Origin of the sequence: Marinobacter sp. LV10R520-4, assembly GCF_002563815.1 — a bacterium.
In the GTDB taxonomy this organism is placed as follows: domain Bacteria; phylum Pseudomonadota; class Gammaproteobacteria; order Pseudomonadales; family Oleiphilaceae; genus Marinobacter.
On the sequence record NZ_PDJM01000001.1, the window covers coordinates 1,250,186 to 1,267,684 of the forward strand.

A 17,499-nucleotide genomic window follows, 5' to 3' on the forward strand; every position below is an offset into this window, starting at 1 on the left:
ATTAAAAACGGTTATTTGTTTTATAATTACATTAAATGGCTTAGCCTGCAAAGCCAACTGTTTTCAGGTTTGGCGGCCGGTAATCCGAATCTTGCCGCCAGCGTTCGCCAACCGACTCGTGAAGTCGGGTTTTGATGTCTGGCACCTGCAAAGGCCGAATTAATGGCCGGGCAAAACGGAACACATGACGTCGCGAATTATGCAGCTTGGCGCCGGCGCCCGGTTTGAGCGCTTCAACCAGGTGGTTTTCCACCCCCAGGCCCGTGGCCTCTGCTTCCTTTAACATCCATTCAAGCGGCGAGTCCGCGGCACACAAGCCCTTGTCATCTGGCCCGTAACCACCGCCAATATCGCTGTGGGAGCCGGCAAACCATACCTGTTGCAAGTCCAGCTTAGGCCGCGGCAACCAAAGCGTCGGTTCAAAGTCTTCACGGCGCTCGTCAATGGCCAGCGCGTGGCGGGCAAAACTCACGTTACTACCCAGTTTGGTGTCGTAGAATTCGTCTTTGCTGTCAAACAGGCCCATCAGAGAAAAAGGCACACCCAGGGCACCAACCGTATCCCACACGCCAACAAAACGAACCTGACGGGACGGATGGCTGTGCGCTGCGCGAAAAGCCAAAGACTGCGCGCCTTCAGGTGCGTAGTCTTTTCCTGACTTTTTGTAGTGTTCAAATCCCTGCTGAATGCGCGCTGCGTCTACCCGTTTGAGAATGCCACAGTTGTTAATCAACCCGCACAGCGCCCGCACGGTGTAAGCCCCGCGACTGAAACCGAACAAATAAATTTCGTCACCCGGTGCGTAGTTCTGAACCAGGTAGCGATAGCCATCCAGAATGTTCTTGTGCAGGCCCTGGCCCGTTACCCCGCCAATCAGTGCGTTGTGATACGAACCTATGCCCCAGTCATAAAACACCTGCTGTGGCAGGCCGTCCGCTGCGATAGGCGTTATCGCTCTGGCCAACCGCAAAACGTTGGTTGGAAAATCCCGCTGCAAGTCTTCTTCAGGCCTGTTCCAGGTACCGTCTGCGCAAATAACGATCCGTTTGGCCATAGTGCTGTCCTCGTTAGCCACAGGGCTTATGTCGGTTATTTAGTATAGTCATACCCGACCAAAGCGTTTTGTGACGGTCGCACCTATTTGCGCTGTCGCAGGAGCGCCGCGGCGGATCCGGGTACACTTTGAGTTAATGATTAACAATGGCATACTGTCTAATTATTCAACTTAAGAATAACCTTATTCCAGAGCGAGTATTTACCATGAAAACCGTTCACGACCTGGTCGCCGAGGCCAAATTACACATTCAGGAAACGCCACTGGCCGATGCCGATGAAGCGATTCTAAAAGCGGACCTGTTGATTGATGTACGCGACGGCGATGAATACCGCCAGAGCCACATTCCCCACGCCATGAATATTTCCCGTGGTTTGCTGGAGTTCAAGTTCAGCAACGACCCGACTCTGGAAAATCGTGGCCTGAACATAGTGCTGTATTGCAAGAATTCCGGGCGCTCTGCGCTGGCGGCAAAAGCACTGAAAGAGATGGGCTATATGCACGTTCAGATCATTGCAGGCGGCTTTGAGGCCTGGCAGGCAGCGAGCAAACCCCAAGCGAAGCCGGAGCTGCCCAGCTTCGATTAACAGCCGGGCGTAGGCAATAGCAAGATATAATGAGCAGGCCTAGCGAGCCTTTGTAACCGCCATGGTTAAGCGGGAAATGCAGGTTTTTTTGCCGTTTTCGTCTTCAATCACAATGTCCCAGACCTGTGTAGTACTGCCCAAATGAATGGCAGTTGCAGTGCCGTAAACCCAGCCGCTGGTTGCGGGACGCAGATGATTCGCATTGATTTCAAGCCCTACTGCCACGGTACCCGGATCACGCAGGCAGCAGTTAGCTGCCATGCTACCCAAGGTTTCGGCCAGCAACACCGATGCGCCGCCGTGCAGAATGCCAAATGGCTGAACTGTGCGCTCGTCGACGGGCATGCGGCCCTTGAGGAAGTTGTCACCCACTTCCAGAAATTCGATACCCATGTGGCTAACGGCGGTATTCTGACAGCTTTTGATGATGTCTTCTTTGGTCGGAATTCGAGTCCATATCGCCATGGTTCGCGCCTTGTGTGAGTGAGTATTTTGCGACTTGCAGGATTTGGCACTAGTCTATCTAGATAGCAAGCGAACAGCCAGACTGCGAGCGCCAACGCCCTCAAACTACCCTTACCAAGGCCTGCTTGAGCCAGCCCAACCGCCCTGTTTCGGTAATTTGACGGCGCATGCCGGGCACCGGGCGAATCATGAACAGATCTCCGTTGCGGCCCACCAGGGTTTTGGGCACCCCGGTTTGCTTTGCCAGCCGTGCGTGCACCGCCATGTGTTCTTCTTCGCCGTGTACCGGAATGGCAACGGCGGGCTGAACCCAGCGATACATCGCTTCAAGCTCCTCCTGCGCCGGGTGGCCAGACGCGTGTATCGGCAAGTCGCACTGCTCGGCGGTAATCACCTTGACCCCCATTCCCTGCAGTTGGCCGATTAACGCGGCGATCAACTCCTCATTACCGGGAATGGCACGGGCGCTGAAAATCACTGTGTCACCCGCTTCCAGCTCAACATCCGGGTGACTGCCATTAGCCAGACGGCGCAAGGCCGTGCGCGGCTCGCCCTGGCTACCCGTTGCCACCACCAATACCTCGTGCGGCGGCAAATAGCCCAGGTGGGCAGGATTGATTAACTCGTCGGCACTGTGCCACAGGCCTGCGGCTTTTGCGGCGGAACTCATATTCACCAGCGAGCGGCCCAGCAGCCCCATATAGCGCCCGGTTTGGCGGGCAACGGCCGCCAGGGTGTGCAGGCGGGCAATGTTGCTGCCAAAACACGCCACCACCACACGCCCTTCTGCGCTTTTTACCGCTTTTAAAAGACCTTTGTGCAGGGCACCTTCAGACACCGAATGGCCCTTGACCGTCGCGTTGGTGGAATCACACACCATGGCGGCTACGCCCTCGAGCGCCAAATCCGTAAATGTCTGTTTGCTGTAGCCATGGCCAATCAGTGGTTGGTCGTCTAGCTTCCAGTCGCCGCTATGGAAGATATTGCCCACCGGCGTGCGAATCATCAGTGCGTTGGGATCGGGTATGGAATGGGTCAGCGCCAGCCACTGCACATTAAAAGGGCCGATTTGACGCCTGTCATTGGTTGCCATCACCACAATGGGAACCCGGTGCAGCATGTCGAATTCCGCCAGCTTGCGGCGCAGAATTTCCGCGGTAAAGCGGTTGGTGTAAATCGGACATTGCAACAGGGGCCAAAGGTAAGGCACAGCGCCCACGTGGTCTTCATGAGCGTGGGTAATCACCAGACCACAGAGCATTTCGCGGCGATCAGCAATAAAAGCGGGGTCTGCCATTTGTACCGGCGGTTCGCCGTGATGGTGCATGGTACCGTCTGCCGCCAGGCGGCCCGGTTTTGGGAAGGTTACACCGCAGTCCACCATCAGCCAGCGGCCATCGTGGCCATACAAATTCAGGTTCATGCCAATCTCGCCGGTGCCACCAAGGGGTAAAAACCACAGGTCATTGGAATCCGGCGTCATGATCAGAACTCTCTCAGGTTGAATTTTCGCCGTTATGGCACAATCTATTAGTATACGGACAACATACCGTAACTTACTTATTGCTTAAAAAGGGTGGATTTTTATGAAGATCCTGATGGTTTTGACGTCTCACGATCAACTTGGCGACACCGGCAAAAAAACCGGTTTCTGGCTGGAAGAGTTCACTGCGCCTTACTATGTCTTCAAAGGCGCCGGCGCTGATATAACCATTGCCTCGCCCAAAGGCGGGAAACCGCCGGTCGACCCGGCCAGCGAAGCCGAAGGCGCCTTAACAGATACCACAAAACGCTTTTCAGAAGATGCACACGGCAAAGAATCCCTGGCCAGCACCCGCAAACTTGCCGACGTGGACATGAACGATTACGACGCCATCTTTTACCCCGGCGGCCACGGCCCGCTTTGGGATCTGGCCAACGACAAGCATTCCATAGCGCTGATCAAACGCGCCTACGAGCAGGATAAAGTCATCAGCGCAGTATGCCATGCGCCTGGCGTGTTCAAAAACGTAGAAGTGAAGCCCAACCAGAATATCGTCGGCGGCCGCAAAGTCACCGGCTTTTCCAATTCCGAAGAAGAAGCGGTTCAGCTGACCAAACTGGTGCCTTTCCTGGTGGAAGACATGCTTCAGGAAAACGCTGGCGATTACAGCTGTGGCGACGACTGGGCACCTTACATAGTCGTTGACGGCAAACTGATCACCGGCCAGAACCCGGCTTCCTCCGAGGGCGCGGCCAAGGCTGTGGTACAGACCCTGCTCGAAGGCTAAAACTCGTAATGCCCAGCCCTGGCTTGGCATTTTGCCTCGCCGGGGAACCCTCACTCCCATAATTTCCCGCCAATTAAGCATTAACATCCGCCAGTCTGTGCTAACGTTTTGACGAAATTCTCAACAGGGTGACTTTTTCATGAGTAATCCAAAGCATACCCTTTTCTGGATGACGTTTTTTCTGGCGATTGTTGCCGTCGTCGGCGTATTGATTCACCAACCGCTGATAACCGCCTTTATGGCCAACTGGGTTTTCAACCTGTTGATTCTTTGCGTACTCATTGTTGGCATCGGCCTCACCTATCGTCAGGTGTTCGTATTGTTTCCCGAGCTGCGCTGGATTTCCCAGTTCCGCACTGGCCAATCAGGCCTGTCAGTGCTGGAAGAACCCCGCCTGCTCAAGCCGCTGGCCAGGCAGCTGGGCGAAGATTCCAAACGTGACCGTTTTACACTCTCTACCATGTCGCTGCGCACAGTTCTGGATGGCATTCATTCCCGCATGGATGAGCAACGTGAAATCACCCGCTACTTCATCAACCTGCTGGTTTTTCTGGGGCTTCTTGGCACCTTCTGGGGTTTGTTGGGCACCATCAATGCAGTGGGTGCGGTGATTACCAATCTGGACATGGGCCAGGGTGATTTTAGCAAGGTGTTTGCAGACCTGCAGGCCGGACTGCTAACACCCTTGCAGGGTATGGGCACCGCGTTCAGCTCGTCGCTGTTTGGTCTTGGTGGTTCCCTGATACTCGGTTTTCTTGACATTCAGGCCGGCCATGCCCAAAACCGCTTCTACGACGGGCTGGAAGAATGGCTGACCGGCGTTACCAACCTGTTAGACCCGTTCACCAGCAATGAACGCCAGCCGTGATTGGGTCCAGACGCCGAAGCAGAAGCACTACCAACGTCTGGCCAGGGTACGTAGACGCCCTCTCGGCCCTTCTGATGCTGGTGATATTCATGTTGCTGGTTTACGTGGTGAGCCAGCTTTTTCTGTCGCAGACGCTGTCTGACCGCAACTCCGAACTGGCTCAACTGAACCTGCGGCTAAGCGAACTGTCGCAGTTATTGGGCCTGGAGCAGGACACCACGGCCGCTCTGGAGCAGCAAATGCTCATGGTACAGAACAGCTTCAGCGATAGCCTGGCCGAGAACGAGGACCTACAGCAACGGCTTGAAGCCTCCCGCGATCAATTAATGCGGCAAACCGCCGACGCCGAAGCCCGAGCTGAAAGCCTGGCGAGCATGAACCAGGATCTGGATAACAAGGATGAGCTTTCCAACAGTCAACAAAATATGATCATGCGGCTATCCAACCAGATTGCATCGCTGCAGAACCAGCTACGACAGATAACCACTGCGCTTAGACTGCAAAAAGAAATGACCGTGGATAAGGAAGACGAGCTGGAAAGTGTCAGCCGACGCCTGAACACACTGCTGGCGGAACGGATCAACCAGCTGGAGCAGTACCAGTCCGAATTTTTCGCCCGGTTGAGAAACATTCTGGCCGCCAATGAAAACATCCGCATTGTTGGCGACCGCTTCCTGCTGCCATCCGAGTTGCTGTTCGCTTCCGGTTCGGCCCTTCTCGGCGCAGAAGGCAAACGCGAACTCGACAAGCTCGCCGGAGTGCTGCTGGATGTGGTTGAAACCATCCCCGCAGACCTAGAGTGGATTCTGCGCATTGATGGCCATACCGATCGAATTCCCATCAATACACCGCAGTTCCCTTCCAACTGGGAGCTTTCAACCGCACGCGCTGTCGCGGTAGTGCGCTACCTGGCCGATCAGAGCGTGCCGCAAAACCGCATGGTCGCGGCGGGTTTTGGTGAGTTCTTTCCGGTGGCGGATGGCACCACGCCAGAGGCCTTACAGGAAAATCGGCGTATCGAAATCAAGCTGACCGACCGATGACCGGGGACAGACTTGACCGGGGACAGATTTTAAATCTGTCCTCGGTCTTGATCTTACGCCTTTGGCCTTGGGGACAGACTTGAAGTCTGTCCCCGATCTGTCCCGGTCCTGAGAAGAAGCTTAAAAATGAATCACTGTCCTGATGCTCTTACCTTCATGCATCAAATCAAACGCTTTATTGATGTCTTCCAGCGGCATGTTGTGGGTAATAAACACGTCTAGCGGAATGTCGCCGCTCTCGGCTTTTGCCACGTAGCCCGGCAGTTCGGTACGGCCTTTTACACCGCCAAAAGCAGAGCCTTTCCAGACCCGGCCGGTCACCAGCTGGAACGGGCGAGTGCTGATTTCCTGGCCGGCGCCAGCCACGCCGATGATGATGGATTCACCCCAGCCCTTGTGGCAACACTCCAGCGCAGCGCGCATTAGCTGCACATTGCCCACGCATTCAAAGGAATAGTCCACGCCGCCGTCGGTCATTTCGATGATCACGTCCTGAATAGGCTTGTCATGATCTTTCGGATTGACCACATCGGTGGCGCCCAACTGCTTGGCGATGTCGAATTTTTCGGGGTTAATGTCAACAGCAATAATGCGCCCGGCTTTGGCCATTTTGGCGCCGATAATCGCGGCCAGGCCAATACCGCCCAAACCAAAAATCGCCACCGTGGCGCCCTCTTCTACTTTGGCGGTATTCAACACGGCGCCAATACCAGTGGTTACGCCACAGCCCAGCAGGCACACTTTTTCCAACGGTGCTTCTTTGGGGATTTTTGCCAGCGAAATTTCCGGCAGCACGGTGTATTCAGAGAAGGTTGAGCAGCCCATATAGTGGTAAATAGGCTCACCCTTGTAGCTAAAGCGCGAGGTGCCGTCGGGCATCACGCCTTTGCCCTGGGTTGCGCGCACAGCGCCACACAGGTTGGTCTTGCCAGATGTACAGAATTTGCACTCGCCGCATTCGGCGGTGTACAGCGGGATAACATGATCGCCCACTTCCAGATTTTTCACACCCGGGCCCACGGCTTCAACAATGCCGCCGCCTTCGTGGCCCAGAATGGTCGGGAACAGGCCTTCAGGATCGGCGCCCGACAGGGTGTAGGCATCGGTATGACACACACCAGTGGCCACAATGCGCACCAGAACTTCGCCTTCCTGAGGCGGTGCGACATCCACTTCTACAATTTCCAACGGCTGATTGGCAGCAAAAGCCACCGCGGCACGGGATTTAATCACGGGATATCTCCTTGCAGGCAGAGTTAAGGTTAGAGATCTGGGCTTTACGAGTTACGGTTATTCCGGATACTGGGAGTTTGACGGATTATAGACGACCGGTCTAGTATAGACGCCATGACAACGAACGACACACGCAATCTTATTATTCAAACCGGCGCTGACCTTATCGGCACAAAGGGCTTTGGTGCGACCGGCATCAACGGCATCCTGACGGTTGCTGGCGTGCCGAAAGGTTCGTTCTATCACTATTTTAGCAGTAAAAATGACTTCGGCCTTGCGATCATTGACACCTTCGCCGAGGAATACGATGAAAAGCTGGACCAGATTCTCAACGACAACAGCCGTTCCTGCGTTGACCGCCTGCGTACCTACTTTGATACCGGCTTTGACCACATGACGAGTTCCGAATGCACCCGCGGTTGTCTTATTGGCAACTTAGGGCAGGAGCTCGCCGGGCAAAACGAGATGTTTCGTGTTCGACTGGACAAAGTGTTCTGCGCTTGGGAAAAACGTTTTGAACGCTGCATTGCCGAAGCGCAAACTGCCGGCGACATTGGTGCAGGTATTGATCCTTCAGATGCTGCCAGTGTCTTGCTGTCTGGCTGGGAAGGCGCGATTTTGAGATCCAAAGTTGTGAAATCGACAAAGCCGATGGAACGGTTTGTCCGTGTATTTTTCACTCAGTGTCTTAGCATTGGCTGATTTTTTTTCGGGCACTCGATAGTAGACTGGTCTAATTAATATTAGTTAACCTGACAAGAGTATATTTTATGAGCAATCAACAACTGAATGATCCGCTGTTTCAGCCCTTGACTATGGGTGACCTGACACTGCCCAACCGGGTTCTGATGTCTCCACTAACCCGTTCACGCTCAAGCCAACCGGGCGATGTTCCGAATGCCATGAACGTGCATTATTACGAGCAGCGGGCCAGTGCCGGACTGATTCTGAGTGAAGCCACTCAGGTATCACCGCAGGGCAAGGGTTACGCTTTCACACCGGGTATTCATTCCCCGGAGCAAGTTGATGGTTGGAAAAACATTACCGACGCGGTGCATCTTGCCGGTGGCCGTATCCACATGCAGCTGTGGCATGTAGGTCGCATCTCCCGCCCCGAACTGCAGCCGGATGGCGAGCTACCGGTCGCACCTTCCGCTATCAAACCGGAAGGCGCCAAAACCTATATCAGTGCCGATTCTGGCATGGTGGATGTGCTTGAACCCCGGGCTCTGGAAACCCACGAGATGGCCGGTATTGTCGAACAGTACCGCCAGGGCGCCCTGAACGCACAAAAGGCAGGATTTGACGGTGTTGAGGTTCACGCTGCTAATGGCTACCTGTTGGAGCAGTTCATAAAGAGCGGCAGCAACCACCGTACCGACGAATACGGTGGTTCTTTGGAAAATCGCCTGCGCCTGCCGCTGATGGTGATTGAAGCCGTCATCGATGTGTGGGGCAAAGACAAAGTGGGCGTTCGTGTTGGACCGACCGGCAGCTTTAACGGCATGCACGATGACAACCCCATCGAAACCTTTACGGCCTTTGCCAAACACCTGAACGACTTGGGAATCGCTTATCTTGAGGTGGTAGAAGACTCATTCCAAGGCAACCACGCCAGCGGTCGCCCAGAAGACATCATCGACGCAATTCGAGCTGTATACAAAGGCACTTACATCGCCAACGGCGCCTATACAGCTGAAGAAGCCCGCACGCGCATTAGCGAAGGCCGTTGCGACCTGGTTACCTTCGGTCGGCCGTTTATTTCCAACCCGGACCTGCCCGAGCGTTTCCGCCAGAATGCCCCGCTCAACGGCTGGGATGACAGCACCTTCTACGGTGGCGATGAGCACGGCTATACCGATTACCCCACACTGCAAGAACTCGATATTAGTGCCTGATTAGAATTTTCTGATCAAAACAGGAGAAAACTATGAGCAACACCAACGATCCGATTAATGGCAAGATTGTCATCATCACAGGCGCCAGCAGCGGTTTAGGCGAGTCCACCGCCCGCCACCTGGCCAACCGTGGTGCCAAACTGGTGCTGGCAGCCCGTAGGGAAGACCGCCTGAAGTCTTTGGCCGAAGAGCTGGAAGCAAAGGGCACAGAAGTCTTGTGGCAGGTCACCGATGTTACCGATCGCAAACAGGTCGAAAGCTTGGCTGCAGCAACCAAAGAGAAATTTGGCCGTATTGATGTTCTGATTAACAACGCTGGTCTTATGCCCCTAGCGCCGCTGGATGCCCTGAAGGTAGACGAGTGGGAACAGATGATCGACGTCAACATTAAGGGCGTTTTGTATGGCATTGCGGCCGTGCTGCCCATTATGCGCGAGCAACACAGCGGACACGTGATCAACTTGTCCTCGATAGCCGGGCACAAAGTATTTCCGGGCGGTGCCGTTTATTGCGCGACCAAATACGCAGTCAGAGCCCTGTCTGAAGGCTTGCGCATGGAAGCCGGTGACGAAATTCGCAGCACCAACATCTCACCGGGTGCGATTGCCACCGAGTTGACCAGCACCATTACCGACCCCGGTGCAGCGAAAGCAGCGGAAGATCTTTACAAGGTCGCGATCAACGCCGATTCGGTTGCCCGCGCCATTGTCTATGCGATTGAGCAGCCCCTTGATGTAGATATTAACGAGATCATCCTGCGCCCTACGGCTCAAGAGATGTAAACCCGCTTTCGAGCTGGTAAAGTTCCGGGCGCGACCCCTCACAACGCCCCTGTGGATAATCCTTTTAACCCGCAGAAGCGTAGGTTATAACCACAAGGGGATTAATGAGGGATTTACGTTGCGCACGCTTTACTGGTTTACCCGAGATCTTCGCTTACACGACAACGCCGCCCTGCTGGCAGCGTCCAAGTCGGACATGCTGCTGTGCGTTTACGTGGTGGAACCACGATGGTTCAAACCCGGGCCGTTGCAGTGCAAAACCATGGGCCACCACCGCTGGCGCTTTTTATGGCAAAGCCTGATTGGGCTGGAACGCAGCCTGCGCGCTGTGGGCCAGCGCCTGCACATTGCTTGGGGCGATCCGGAAACCGTGATCCCTGCGTTGGCCCACAGCCACGCCATCAGCCGAATTATGCGTTCGCGCCAGCCCGGTACCCGTGAAGCCGTGCAGTGGCAAACGCTTCAGGACAGACTCCCGAAAATTACGTTCACGCAATACGAAACTCTTGGCCTGTTTACCGAAAGCCTGCTGCCGATGCCCTTGCAGGATTTGCCGGCAACCTTTTCCCAATTTCGCAAACTGATCGAGAAGAAAGGCGACAGAGGGCCTGCGCGGTTGCGCATCCCAACGGTAAAAATGCTGCCTCCAGCACCCGGTTTGCCAGACGATAACCGCGGTGAATGCCCTGCCATTCAGGAACCCACGCAGCCGTCAGCGTTCAGTGGCGGTGAACAGGCCGGCCTGGCACGCTTGCGGGATTTTTTAGCCGGCACTCACGCGATCGACACCTACAAGGAGACCCGCAACGCGCTGGACGACTGGAATTCATCCTCCAAGTTCTCGCCTTGGCTTGCCCATGGTTGCCTGTCAGCACGCGAAGTCGCAGACAGCATCAGCCTGTATGAGCAGCAACACACCAGTAACGAATCCACCTACTGGCTCTGGTTTGAAGTTCTTTGGCGTGAATATTTTTACTGGTATGCATTGCGGCACGGGTCTGAGTTATTCCGCCGTGACGGTGTGCAGCGCAAGCGCCGGTCTGTGACTTTTTATGGCCACCGTTTCAAAGCCTGGTGCGAAGGCAACACCTCTTATCCGCTGGTGAATGCGGCCATGAATCAGCTGCGGGAGACCGGTTACATCAGCAACCGAAGCCGCCAACTGGTCGCCAGCTGTTTTATTAACGAGCTCGAGCTGGACTGGCGCTATGGCGCGGCCTGGTTTGAACAGCAACTGATCGATTATGATGTGGCCAGCAATTACGGGAACTGGCAGTATCTGGCGGGCGTGGGCGCCGATCCCCGCGGCCTGCGGCGGTTCAATCTGGACAAGCAAGCCCAGCAATATGACCCCAACGGTACCTTTGTTGAGCGCTGGAAAGGCCACGCCGAGCAGCCCGTGGGGCTGCACACCGTTGATGCGGCTGACTGGCCGCTTCCCTGACCCATCGGCCTTCAACCGGGACACACTATGGCATTTATCAGTGAACGCACCGCCCGCAGGCAGCTGGAATCGGAGTCTGACAAGGTCAAACAAGCCGATATTCAACGCCTGTTAGAAAAGCAGCAAGCGGTAGAGGAAAAGGTCAAAAACAGTGGCAAGCTCGATCGGTTCACAACCGACATAAAACTAATGTTTTCATTGGTGCGAGACTACTATAATGGTCGTTATCGCAGCATACCGTGGAAAAGCATCGCCGCCATTGTTGGCGCATTGATTTACGTATTAAACCCGCTGGACCTGATTCCAGACTTTATTCTGTACATCGGCTTCGTAGACGATGTAGGTGTGGTTGCCTTGTGCCTGAAACTGGTGGAGTCAGACCTGCACCGTTATGCAGCATGGAAAGAACTGCAAGACACGAACTGAAAAGGCCCGCGTAAAAACGGTCGGTAACACCGGCTCTTTCGATAACAACAACTTGAGTATTTTGGAGTTACTGTGGATTTTGCCACTCTGATTGGCCTGGTGGGAGCGATGATGTTGATCGCCTCGGCGGTTATTTTAGGCGTGTCACCGGACGTGTTTCTTAACGTCCCGGCGCTGCTGATTGTTATTGGCGGTAGTCTTTTGGTGGTTTTGGCCAAATTCAGTTTTCAGCAGTTCTTGGGCGCATTTACTGCCGCAGCCCGGGCCTTCAAATTTAAGCTTCCAGAAACCCGCGCAGCCATCGACGAGCTGGTAGATATTGCTAATGTGGCGCGGCGCCAAGGCGTGCTGGGCCTGGAAGGGCGCGAGGTAAGCTCGCCGTTTCTTAGTAACGGCATTCAGATGTTGGTCGACGGCCAAGACGGTGCCACCATCAAACAACTGCTCAGTAAAGAGCAACTGATGACCCTGGAGCACAACCGCTCCGGCGCCAGGGTATTCACTGCCTTCGCAGACGTTGGTCCCGCCATGGGCATGATCGGCACGCTGATTGGCCTGGTGCAAATGCTGTCCAATATGGAAGACCCGAAATCCATTGGCCCTGCCATGGCGGTTGCGCTTCTAACCACGTTGTACGGTGCCATGATGGCGACCATGATTGCCTCACCTATTGCCGACAAACTGTCATTGCGAATGACCCAGGAAGCCCGCATGCAGTCGCTCTATATAGACGCGCTGGGCGCTATTCAGGAAGGCGTTAACCCGCGAATTATCGAGCAGATGCTGTCCAGTTATCTGTCTCCCAAAGAGCGCGACAAGGTATCTGAAGAAGCCACCGCGGCCACGGCAGACAGTTAACCGATGGAAGACTTCCCACAAGAAGAGAAGCCTGGCACTCCGGCGTGGGTTGTGACATTTGCCGACCTGATGTCGCTGTTGATGTGCTTTTTTGTGCTGTTACTGTCGTTTTCTGAAATCGACGCGCAGAAGTTCAAACAGATTGCCGGCGAACTGTCCGCGGCCTTCGGTGTTCAGCGCGATGTGCCGGCGGTGGAAGTTCCTATGGGCACCAGCATAATATTCGACAATTTCTCGTCGGCTCCGCCAGAACCCACCGTAATCAATGAAATAAAGCAGACCACCACCGACCAGAAACCGGAACTGGATACCCTGCGGGGCGCCGCTGACGGTGCGGCCACAGCAGCTGAAGCTGCCGAAGCCGCCAAAGCCGCCGAGCAGGAAAAAATGCAGGAGCAGCTAGAACAACTGCGCAAAGTGCTGGAACCCGCGCTCAGCGACGGTCGCATTAACGTGACCCAGGAACAACACCGTATTGTGATTCGAGTGGAAGAAAAAGGCTCGTTTCCGTCAGGAACGGCCAAACTCACCTGGGAATTCGAAAGCCTGCTGCTGGAAATGGCCGAAGTACTGGCCAGTATTCCCGGCAAATTGACGATAGAAGGCCACACCGACAATGTGCCCATCAGCACCGACCGGTTTTACAGCAACTGGGACCTGTCTGCCGCCCGCGCCGCCTCTGTAGCCAACGCGTTGCTGGCCAGCGGAACCGTCGAGCCCGACCGACTGGCGGTAAAAGGCCTGGCGGATACCGCGGCACGGGTGGATAACGATTCGGCCGAGAACAGAGCGAAAAACCGGCGGGTTGAGATCATTATTGACCTGTCTGACCCTCTGGAAGAACAGGAAATTCAGCTGCGTGACATCATCGACGGCCAGCTACCGGGCCAGGATACGGTGATCGACATGCAATCCGGGCCGGTTCCGGTAGAAAGCATCACCTGGTAACCACCGCCCATCAAGGTGAACCGCGGTACCCGGTCAGTTCCATATAGCCCTCACCACTGTGGCTGCCAGACACGCTCACCGGGCTTTCCCAATAGGGAAAGAGCCCGTTATTGATATAGCTGCCGGCAGGCGCCGCCAGATTAATATCCACCTGATATTGCGATATCTGCAGGCGCCATAGATTGGGCGTAGCACCACTGAAACCCAGCGGTGTCAAACTGAGCGCCTCAGGCGGCAGGGCCACCGGCTCGCCGGACTCTGGAATCCAAGTGCCTGACAGAAACCCACCTTCCTGTTGCCGTAACTGAAACGCCATTACCTTATCGCCGGAATCCAGGTGCAGAGCAAACCAGTCCCAGCCCTGCTGCCCGGCTTTCAGAAACTGGCTGCTCCACTCCCGATCAAACCAGCCCCTGCCCGTCACTTTTTGGGTTTCGCCCTTGCGGGTCAGCTCACCGCTGATGGCGATGTCGACCAGGCTGAAATACATTGAGCCCTCGCCGCTTGCGGACTTTGCGCTGAAGCCCTGATCGCCGTGGGCCACCGGCTCGCCCTGAACTCGCAACAACAGATCGTAACCCCACTCGGGCGTATTTACCTGCAGGCGCAAGGCGCCGTCAGGCTGTTGGGTCAGCTGCCAGTCATCAATCCAGATATCCAGTGGGCTGGCCACAGCCCCGGCCTGGCCAATGTCGCCGCGGGCGAATTTTTCGGCAAACCTGTGTTCACCTTCAAGGCTGACCGCCGCATGAGCCATCCAGGCTGCCTGCAACGGCCACAATTCTGCTGCCGGCGGCTCTTCTGACGCAGGGCGCGGCTCAATAGCCTGGCGAAACTGGGTCCACTGCACGCCCACCGGCTCGCCGTCTGCGGTTTTCAGATTGGCCGTCAGATACCACCACTCAATGCGGTGTTGCGGGTGCGGGCCCCAGTCATCGGGAAAGCGCAATTGATCCCCCGGCCCGGGCTGCAAGAAGGCTTCATTCTGACCGCTATCGACGGCCTGCGCCAAGCCAGCAAAACCGCCAGAGTCTGGTTCTTGCGAACACCCGGCCGCCAGCACAGTGGCGAATAGCAAAAGAACACTCGCGACTTTTTGATACAAGCCTGTAGGCCGTTTTTGAGTTTTTATCATCGTTCATCACCCCCCAGGCTGGCGGCGGAAACCGGTTTTGGGCCGCTACCGCCAAGCTGGCTGCGCATCAGCAGCGTAATGCTAAGCCCGATCAACACACTCACAATCCCCAGCTGAAGCCAGAACCCGGGGTAGATCGCCATGGGTAAAGACCAGCCAAAGGCCAATGGATTAATTCGGTGCACCAGAATCCAGGTCAACCAGACACCCAGGGGCAATGCCAACAGGGTGATCGACAGGGTCAGGGTCAGCGCCAGCCGGGCCAGCTGCGCCAAAACCTGTCGCCTGGTCAGCCCCCACACCTGGAGCAAGCGAAAATACCAGGCCCGGGTGCTGAAAAACACCCAGCCCATAATCAGCAAAGCCACCGCCGCCAGCACCAGAGTGACAAAGGTCATGGCGCGGGTCAGCAAAAAAGTCTGATCAAACACCGCATCGGCCAACTCGCGAATTCGCTTGTTATCACGCACCCGCACGCTGTCTACCTGCCACAGCCGTTGAAGGCCATCGGTTATGACCTCAATGCCACTATCACCCGGGCTGATAGAAAGACTCTCGAACGCCGGCACGTATCCGGCAGGCAGCAAATCGAGATTGATCAGCACTTCCCCGGCCGGGCGGCCGTAATCCGCATAAATCGCCAGCACCGGCAGCTCAAGCCGGGTGTCCGCCAAGGTCAGCACCAGGCTATCCCCTACTGCCAGTGGGTACCGCCGCGCCAACTGTTCGTTCACCATAACGCCTGCACCTGCAGCAAAACCCTGCCAGGGCTGGTCACCGGCGGCCTGCAGGCTCCACATGGTCAGCAGCGGGCTAACGGGCCCTATTGCGAACAAGTCAACGGATTGCGCTTTTCTGCTCTTTTCCGGGTCAGCCGCTGCCGGCAGTTGCGCGACCCCACGCACCACTTGATGCCAGTCACCGCTTTGCGCCAGCTCCGGCTGCGCAGCCAGCCACTGCGCCGCCGCATCTGCGTTGGCACCGGCAGGCACTTCAATAAAATAATCGGCGGCTAAGCGCTGGCCCAGCCACTCATCAAAGGTGGCTTCAAACACAGTTACCAGCGCCTGCACCGCCAACACCATCGCCAGCGCAAACTGCAACGCAACCAAAGGCAAGGCCAGCCTGCGCGCCATAACCCCAAGCTCAGTGTGGCGCCAGCGCGCTAATGGCTCCCGCGTTTTCCGGGCAAGGGTTGCAGACAGCGCGGCAATGGCAAATGGCGCGGCAATACCGGTAGCGGCAAACACCAACGCCACCGCCACAAACACCAGCGGCAGCGACTGCGCCAGCAGCGCCATTATCAGGCCTGCCGCAGCCAAAGGCAGCGCCAACCAGGGCCACGGGCTCTGTCTAAATCCAGTTCCAGTTCCAGTTCCAGCACCAGCACCAGCCCCAGTCAAAAGCTTCGCCGGTAGAGCAAACGGCAACATGGCCGCCATGCGCAGCAGCAGCGCCCGCACATTTTGCGCCAGGCACACCACCAGCACGATGGCCATCATGGTTGCTATCGGCGTCAGCCAGTTTTCTGCCTGGCCGGCGTACAGCGGCGTATCAAACAGGCTGTCCAAAGCCTGACCAAAACCACCGCCCACGGTGCCCGCTAGCAAGCGCCCCAGCCACACACCCGGCACCACACTCAGCAGCGCCAGCAGTAGAATTTCGACCAGTAATACCCGGTTGATGGCTGAAGGCATAACGCCAAACCGCTGCAGCAGGGCAAAGCTGTCGCGGCGTTGGGCCATGCCCAATTGGTACACGCTGCGCAGCAGCAAGGCGGTAATCAACAGCACCAGAAATCCCAAGGCATCCAGATTCAGCAAAAAGCTGTCGCCCAACTCGCCGGTGTCCGGGCCTAGTGAGAAACCCGTCATCCGATAATCTGCGGGCAAAGCGGATGCCGGCTCGGGCGACACGATTAACAGACTCAGGCTTACGTTGCGCGGGGCAACATTCTGCGCCAGCGCCGCGGCTTCGCTGATGTCGATAAAAGGTTCGCCGTTTAACGTCGGGGTCCAGACTGGCTCAGGTTTTTTTGATGGCTCAGAGCTTTCCATCGGCTCAGAGCTGTCTACTGGCTCAAGGCTGTTTTCCGGCTCAGGGCTGTCGGTTTGCGCAAAGCAACCAGCGGCCAGCGGGTCTATACCCACCAGCCGACCGGCCTGCCCCGGGCGCTCTACTTCCAGCCAGGGCATTACGCACAGGCCGGCGCGGCGCAGAGTTACAAAATCAGCTACCGCCAGCGCCTGGCCATCAACGCGCTCTACCTGACTGCGCGCGGCCACCGCCTGCTCGCTCTGGCCCAGACTGGCTCGCGCCTGGGTCGTCAGGTGGTTCACGCCGGTCCACAGCATGGTGGCCAGCATAATCATCAACGCCAATGCCAGCAGTTGCAGCGGGTGGCGGCGATAATGACTGAACAGGGCAGAGAAAAGGTTTGAAAACTGAGACGCTGGAATCAGGGACTTTGGAATCAGAGACATGGAAG

General features: G+C 56.2%; 17 protein-coding genes. 11 read left to right on the forward strand and 6 right to left on the reverse strand.

Annotated features, from left to right (window positions below; genetic code table 11):
* Positions 1–40: 40 nt before the first annotated feature.
* Positions 41–1,054, reverse strand: coding sequence for a DUF2235 domain-containing protein (locus ATG98_RS05915; protein ID WP_098419898.1), 1,014 nt, complete (start codon positions 1,052–1,054; stop codon positions 41–43).
* Positions 1,055–1,260: 206 nt separating this feature from the next.
* Between ATG98_RS05915 and ATG98_RS05920 the strand changes: the two genes are divergently transcribed.
* Complete coding sequence (locus ATG98_RS05920; protein ID WP_098419899.1) at positions 1,261–1,641, forward strand: rhodanese-like domain-containing protein; 381 nt, start codon at positions 1,261–1,263, stop codon at positions 1,639–1,641.
* A 39-nt stretch (positions 1,642–1,680) separates the two neighbouring features.
* Here ATG98_RS05920 and ATG98_RS05925 read toward each other — a convergent pair whose 3' ends face one another.
* Together ATG98_RS05925 and ATG98_RS05930 are read right to left on the reverse strand one after the other, a co-directional pair.
* Positions 1,681–2,106 carry a hotdog fold thioesterase gene (locus tag ATG98_RS05925; RefSeq protein WP_098419900.1) on the reverse strand — a complete coding sequence of 142 codons (426 nt, stop codon included), beginning with the start codon at positions 2,104–2,106 and terminating at the stop codon, positions 1,681–1,683.
* 100 nt (positions 2,107–2,206) lie between these two features.
* Entirely contained in the window at positions 2,207–3,589 is a 1,383-nt protein-coding gene (locus tag ATG98_RS05930; protein WP_098422384.1) for a ribonuclease J, read from the reverse strand.
* Positions 3,590–3,692: 103 nt separating this feature from the next.
* Here ATG98_RS05930 and ATG98_RS05935 point away from each other — a divergent pair, with 103 nt between their 5' ends.
* The 3 genes from ATG98_RS05935 (at position 3,693) to ATG98_RS05945 (ending at position 6,287) form a co-directional block, all read left to right on the forward strand.
* Positions 3,693–4,376 (forward strand): type 1 glutamine amidotransferase domain-containing protein, encoded by a 684-nt coding sequence (locus ATG98_RS05935; RefSeq protein WP_098419902.1) that lies wholly within the window; start codon positions 3,693–3,695, stop codon positions 4,374–4,376.
* A gap of 139 nt (positions 4,377–4,515) precedes the next feature.
* Positions 4,516–5,244, forward strand: coding sequence for a MotA/TolQ/ExbB proton channel family protein (locus ATG98_RS05940; protein ID WP_018405328.1), 729 nt, complete (start codon positions 4,516–4,518; stop codon positions 5,242–5,244).
* Positions 5,241–6,287 (forward strand): peptidoglycan -binding protein, encoded by a 1,047-nt coding sequence (locus ATG98_RS05945; protein ID WP_098422385.1) that lies wholly within the window; start codon positions 5,241–5,243, stop codon positions 6,285–6,287. The genes ATG98_RS05940 and ATG98_RS05945 overlap by 4 nt, the downstream gene beginning before the upstream one ends.
* Positions 6,288–6,407: 120 nt before the next feature.
* Here ATG98_RS05945 and ATG98_RS05950 read toward each other — a convergent pair whose 3' ends face one another.
* Entirely contained in the window at positions 6,408–7,520 is a 1,113-nt protein-coding gene (locus ATG98_RS05950; RefSeq protein ID WP_098422386.1) for an S-(hydroxymethyl)glutathione dehydrogenase/class III alcohol dehydrogenase, read from the reverse strand.
* A 114-nt stretch (positions 7,521–7,634) separates the two neighbouring features.
* Between ATG98_RS05950 and ATG98_RS05955 the strand changes: the two genes are divergently transcribed.
* From ATG98_RS05955 to ATG98_RS05985, 7 genes are all read left to right on the forward strand, one after another.
* A complete protein-coding gene (locus ATG98_RS05955; RefSeq protein WP_098422387.1) occupies positions 7,635–8,222 on the forward strand; it encodes a TetR/AcrR family transcriptional regulator in 588 nt (195 codons plus the stop codon).
* 68 nt (positions 8,223–8,290) lie between these two features.
* Complete coding sequence (locus ATG98_RS05960) at positions 8,291–9,418, forward strand: alkene reductase (protein ID WP_098422388.1); 1,128 nt, start codon at positions 8,291–8,293, stop codon at positions 9,416–9,418.
* A 32-nt stretch (positions 9,419–9,450) separates the two neighbouring features.
* Positions 9,451–10,200, forward strand: coding sequence for an SDR family oxidoreductase (locus ATG98_RS05965; RefSeq protein WP_098422389.1), 750 nt, complete (start codon positions 9,451–9,453; stop codon positions 10,198–10,200).
* 118 nt (positions 10,201–10,318) lie between these two features.
* On the forward strand, positions 10,319–11,644 hold the full coding sequence (locus ATG98_RS05970) for a DASH family cryptochrome (RefSeq protein ID WP_098422390.1): 1,326 nt from the start codon (positions 10,319–10,321) through the stop codon (positions 11,642–11,644).
* Between the two features lie 27 nt (positions 11,645–11,671).
* Entirely contained in the window at positions 11,672–12,070 is a 399-nt protein-coding gene (locus ATG98_RS05975; RefSeq protein ID WP_098419949.1) for a YkvA family protein, read from the forward strand.
* Between the two features lie 72 nt (positions 12,071–12,142).
* Positions 12,143–12,928, forward strand: a complete 786-nt coding sequence (locus ATG98_RS05980; RefSeq protein WP_098422391.1) for a MotA/TolQ/ExbB proton channel family protein — start codon at positions 12,143–12,145, stop codon at positions 12,926–12,928.
* 3 nt (positions 12,929–12,931) lie between these two features.
* On the forward strand, positions 12,932–13,876 hold the full coding sequence (locus ATG98_RS05985; RefSeq protein WP_098422392.1) for a flagellar motor protein MotB: 945 nt from the start codon (positions 12,932–12,934) through the stop codon (positions 13,874–13,876).
* A gap of 10 nt (positions 13,877–13,886) precedes the next feature.
* On the opposite strand, the gene ATG98_RS05990 is transcribed toward ATG98_RS05985, so the two are convergent.
* Entirely contained in the window at positions 13,887–15,011 is a 1,125-nt protein-coding gene (locus ATG98_RS05990) for a lipocalin-like domain-containing protein (protein WP_098422393.1), read from the reverse strand.
* Positions 15,008–17,494, reverse strand: a complete 2,487-nt coding sequence (locus ATG98_RS05995; RefSeq protein WP_098422394.1) for an ABC transporter permease — start codon at positions 17,492–17,494, stop codon at positions 15,008–15,010. The genes ATG98_RS05990 and ATG98_RS05995 overlap by 4 nt, the downstream gene beginning before the upstream one ends.
* Positions 17,495–17,499: the final 5 nt, after the last annotated feature.

Bases quoted from the DNA above. Each gene is read 5' to 3' on its own strand.
- ATG98_RS05915 (WP_098419898.1), bottom strand. From the start codon at position 1,054: ATGGCCAAACGGATCGTTATTTGCGCAGACGGTACCTGGAACAGGCCT.
- ATG98_RS05920 (WP_098419899.1), top strand. From the start codon at position 1,261: ATGAAAACCGTTCACGACCTGGTCGCCGAGGCCAAATTACACATTCAG.
- ATG98_RS05925 (WP_098419900.1), bottom strand. From the start codon at position 2,106: ATGGCGATATGGACTCGAATTCCGACCAAAGAAGACATCATCAAAAGC.
- ATG98_RS05930 (WP_098422384.1), bottom strand. From the start codon at position 3,589: ATGACGCCGGATTCCAATGACCTGTGGTTTTTACCCCTTGGTGGCACC.
- ATG98_RS05935 (WP_098419902.1), top strand. From the start codon at position 3,693: ATGAAGATCCTGATGGTTTTGACGTCTCACGATCAACTTGGCGACACC.
- ATG98_RS05940 (WP_018405328.1), top strand. From the start codon at position 4,516: ATGAGTAATCCAAAGCATACCCTTTTCTGGATGACGTTTTTTCTGGCG.
- ATG98_RS05955 (WP_098422387.1), top strand. From the start codon at position 7,635: ATGACAACGAACGACACACGCAATCTTATTATTCAAACCGGCGCTGAC.
- ATG98_RS05960 (WP_098422388.1), top strand. From the start codon at position 8,291: ATGAGCAATCAACAACTGAATGATCCGCTGTTTCAGCCCTTGACTATG.
- ATG98_RS05965 (WP_098422389.1), top strand. From the start codon at position 9,451: ATGAGCAACACCAACGATCCGATTAATGGCAAGATTGTCATCATCACA.
- ATG98_RS05975 (WP_098419949.1), top strand. From the start codon at position 11,672: ATGGCATTTATCAGTGAACGCACCGCCCGCAGGCAGCTGGAATCGGAG.
- ATG98_RS05985 (WP_098422392.1), top strand. From the start codon at position 12,932: ATGGAAGACTTCCCACAAGAAGAGAAGCCTGGCACTCCGGCGTGGGTT.
- ATG98_RS05990 (WP_098422393.1), bottom strand. From the start codon at position 15,011: ATGATAAAAACTCAAAAACGGCCTACAGGCTTGTATCAAAAAGTCGCG.
- ATG98_RS05995 (WP_098422394.1), bottom strand. From the start codon at position 17,494: ATGTCTCTGATTCCAAAGTCCCTGATTCCAGCGTCTCAGTTTTCAAAC.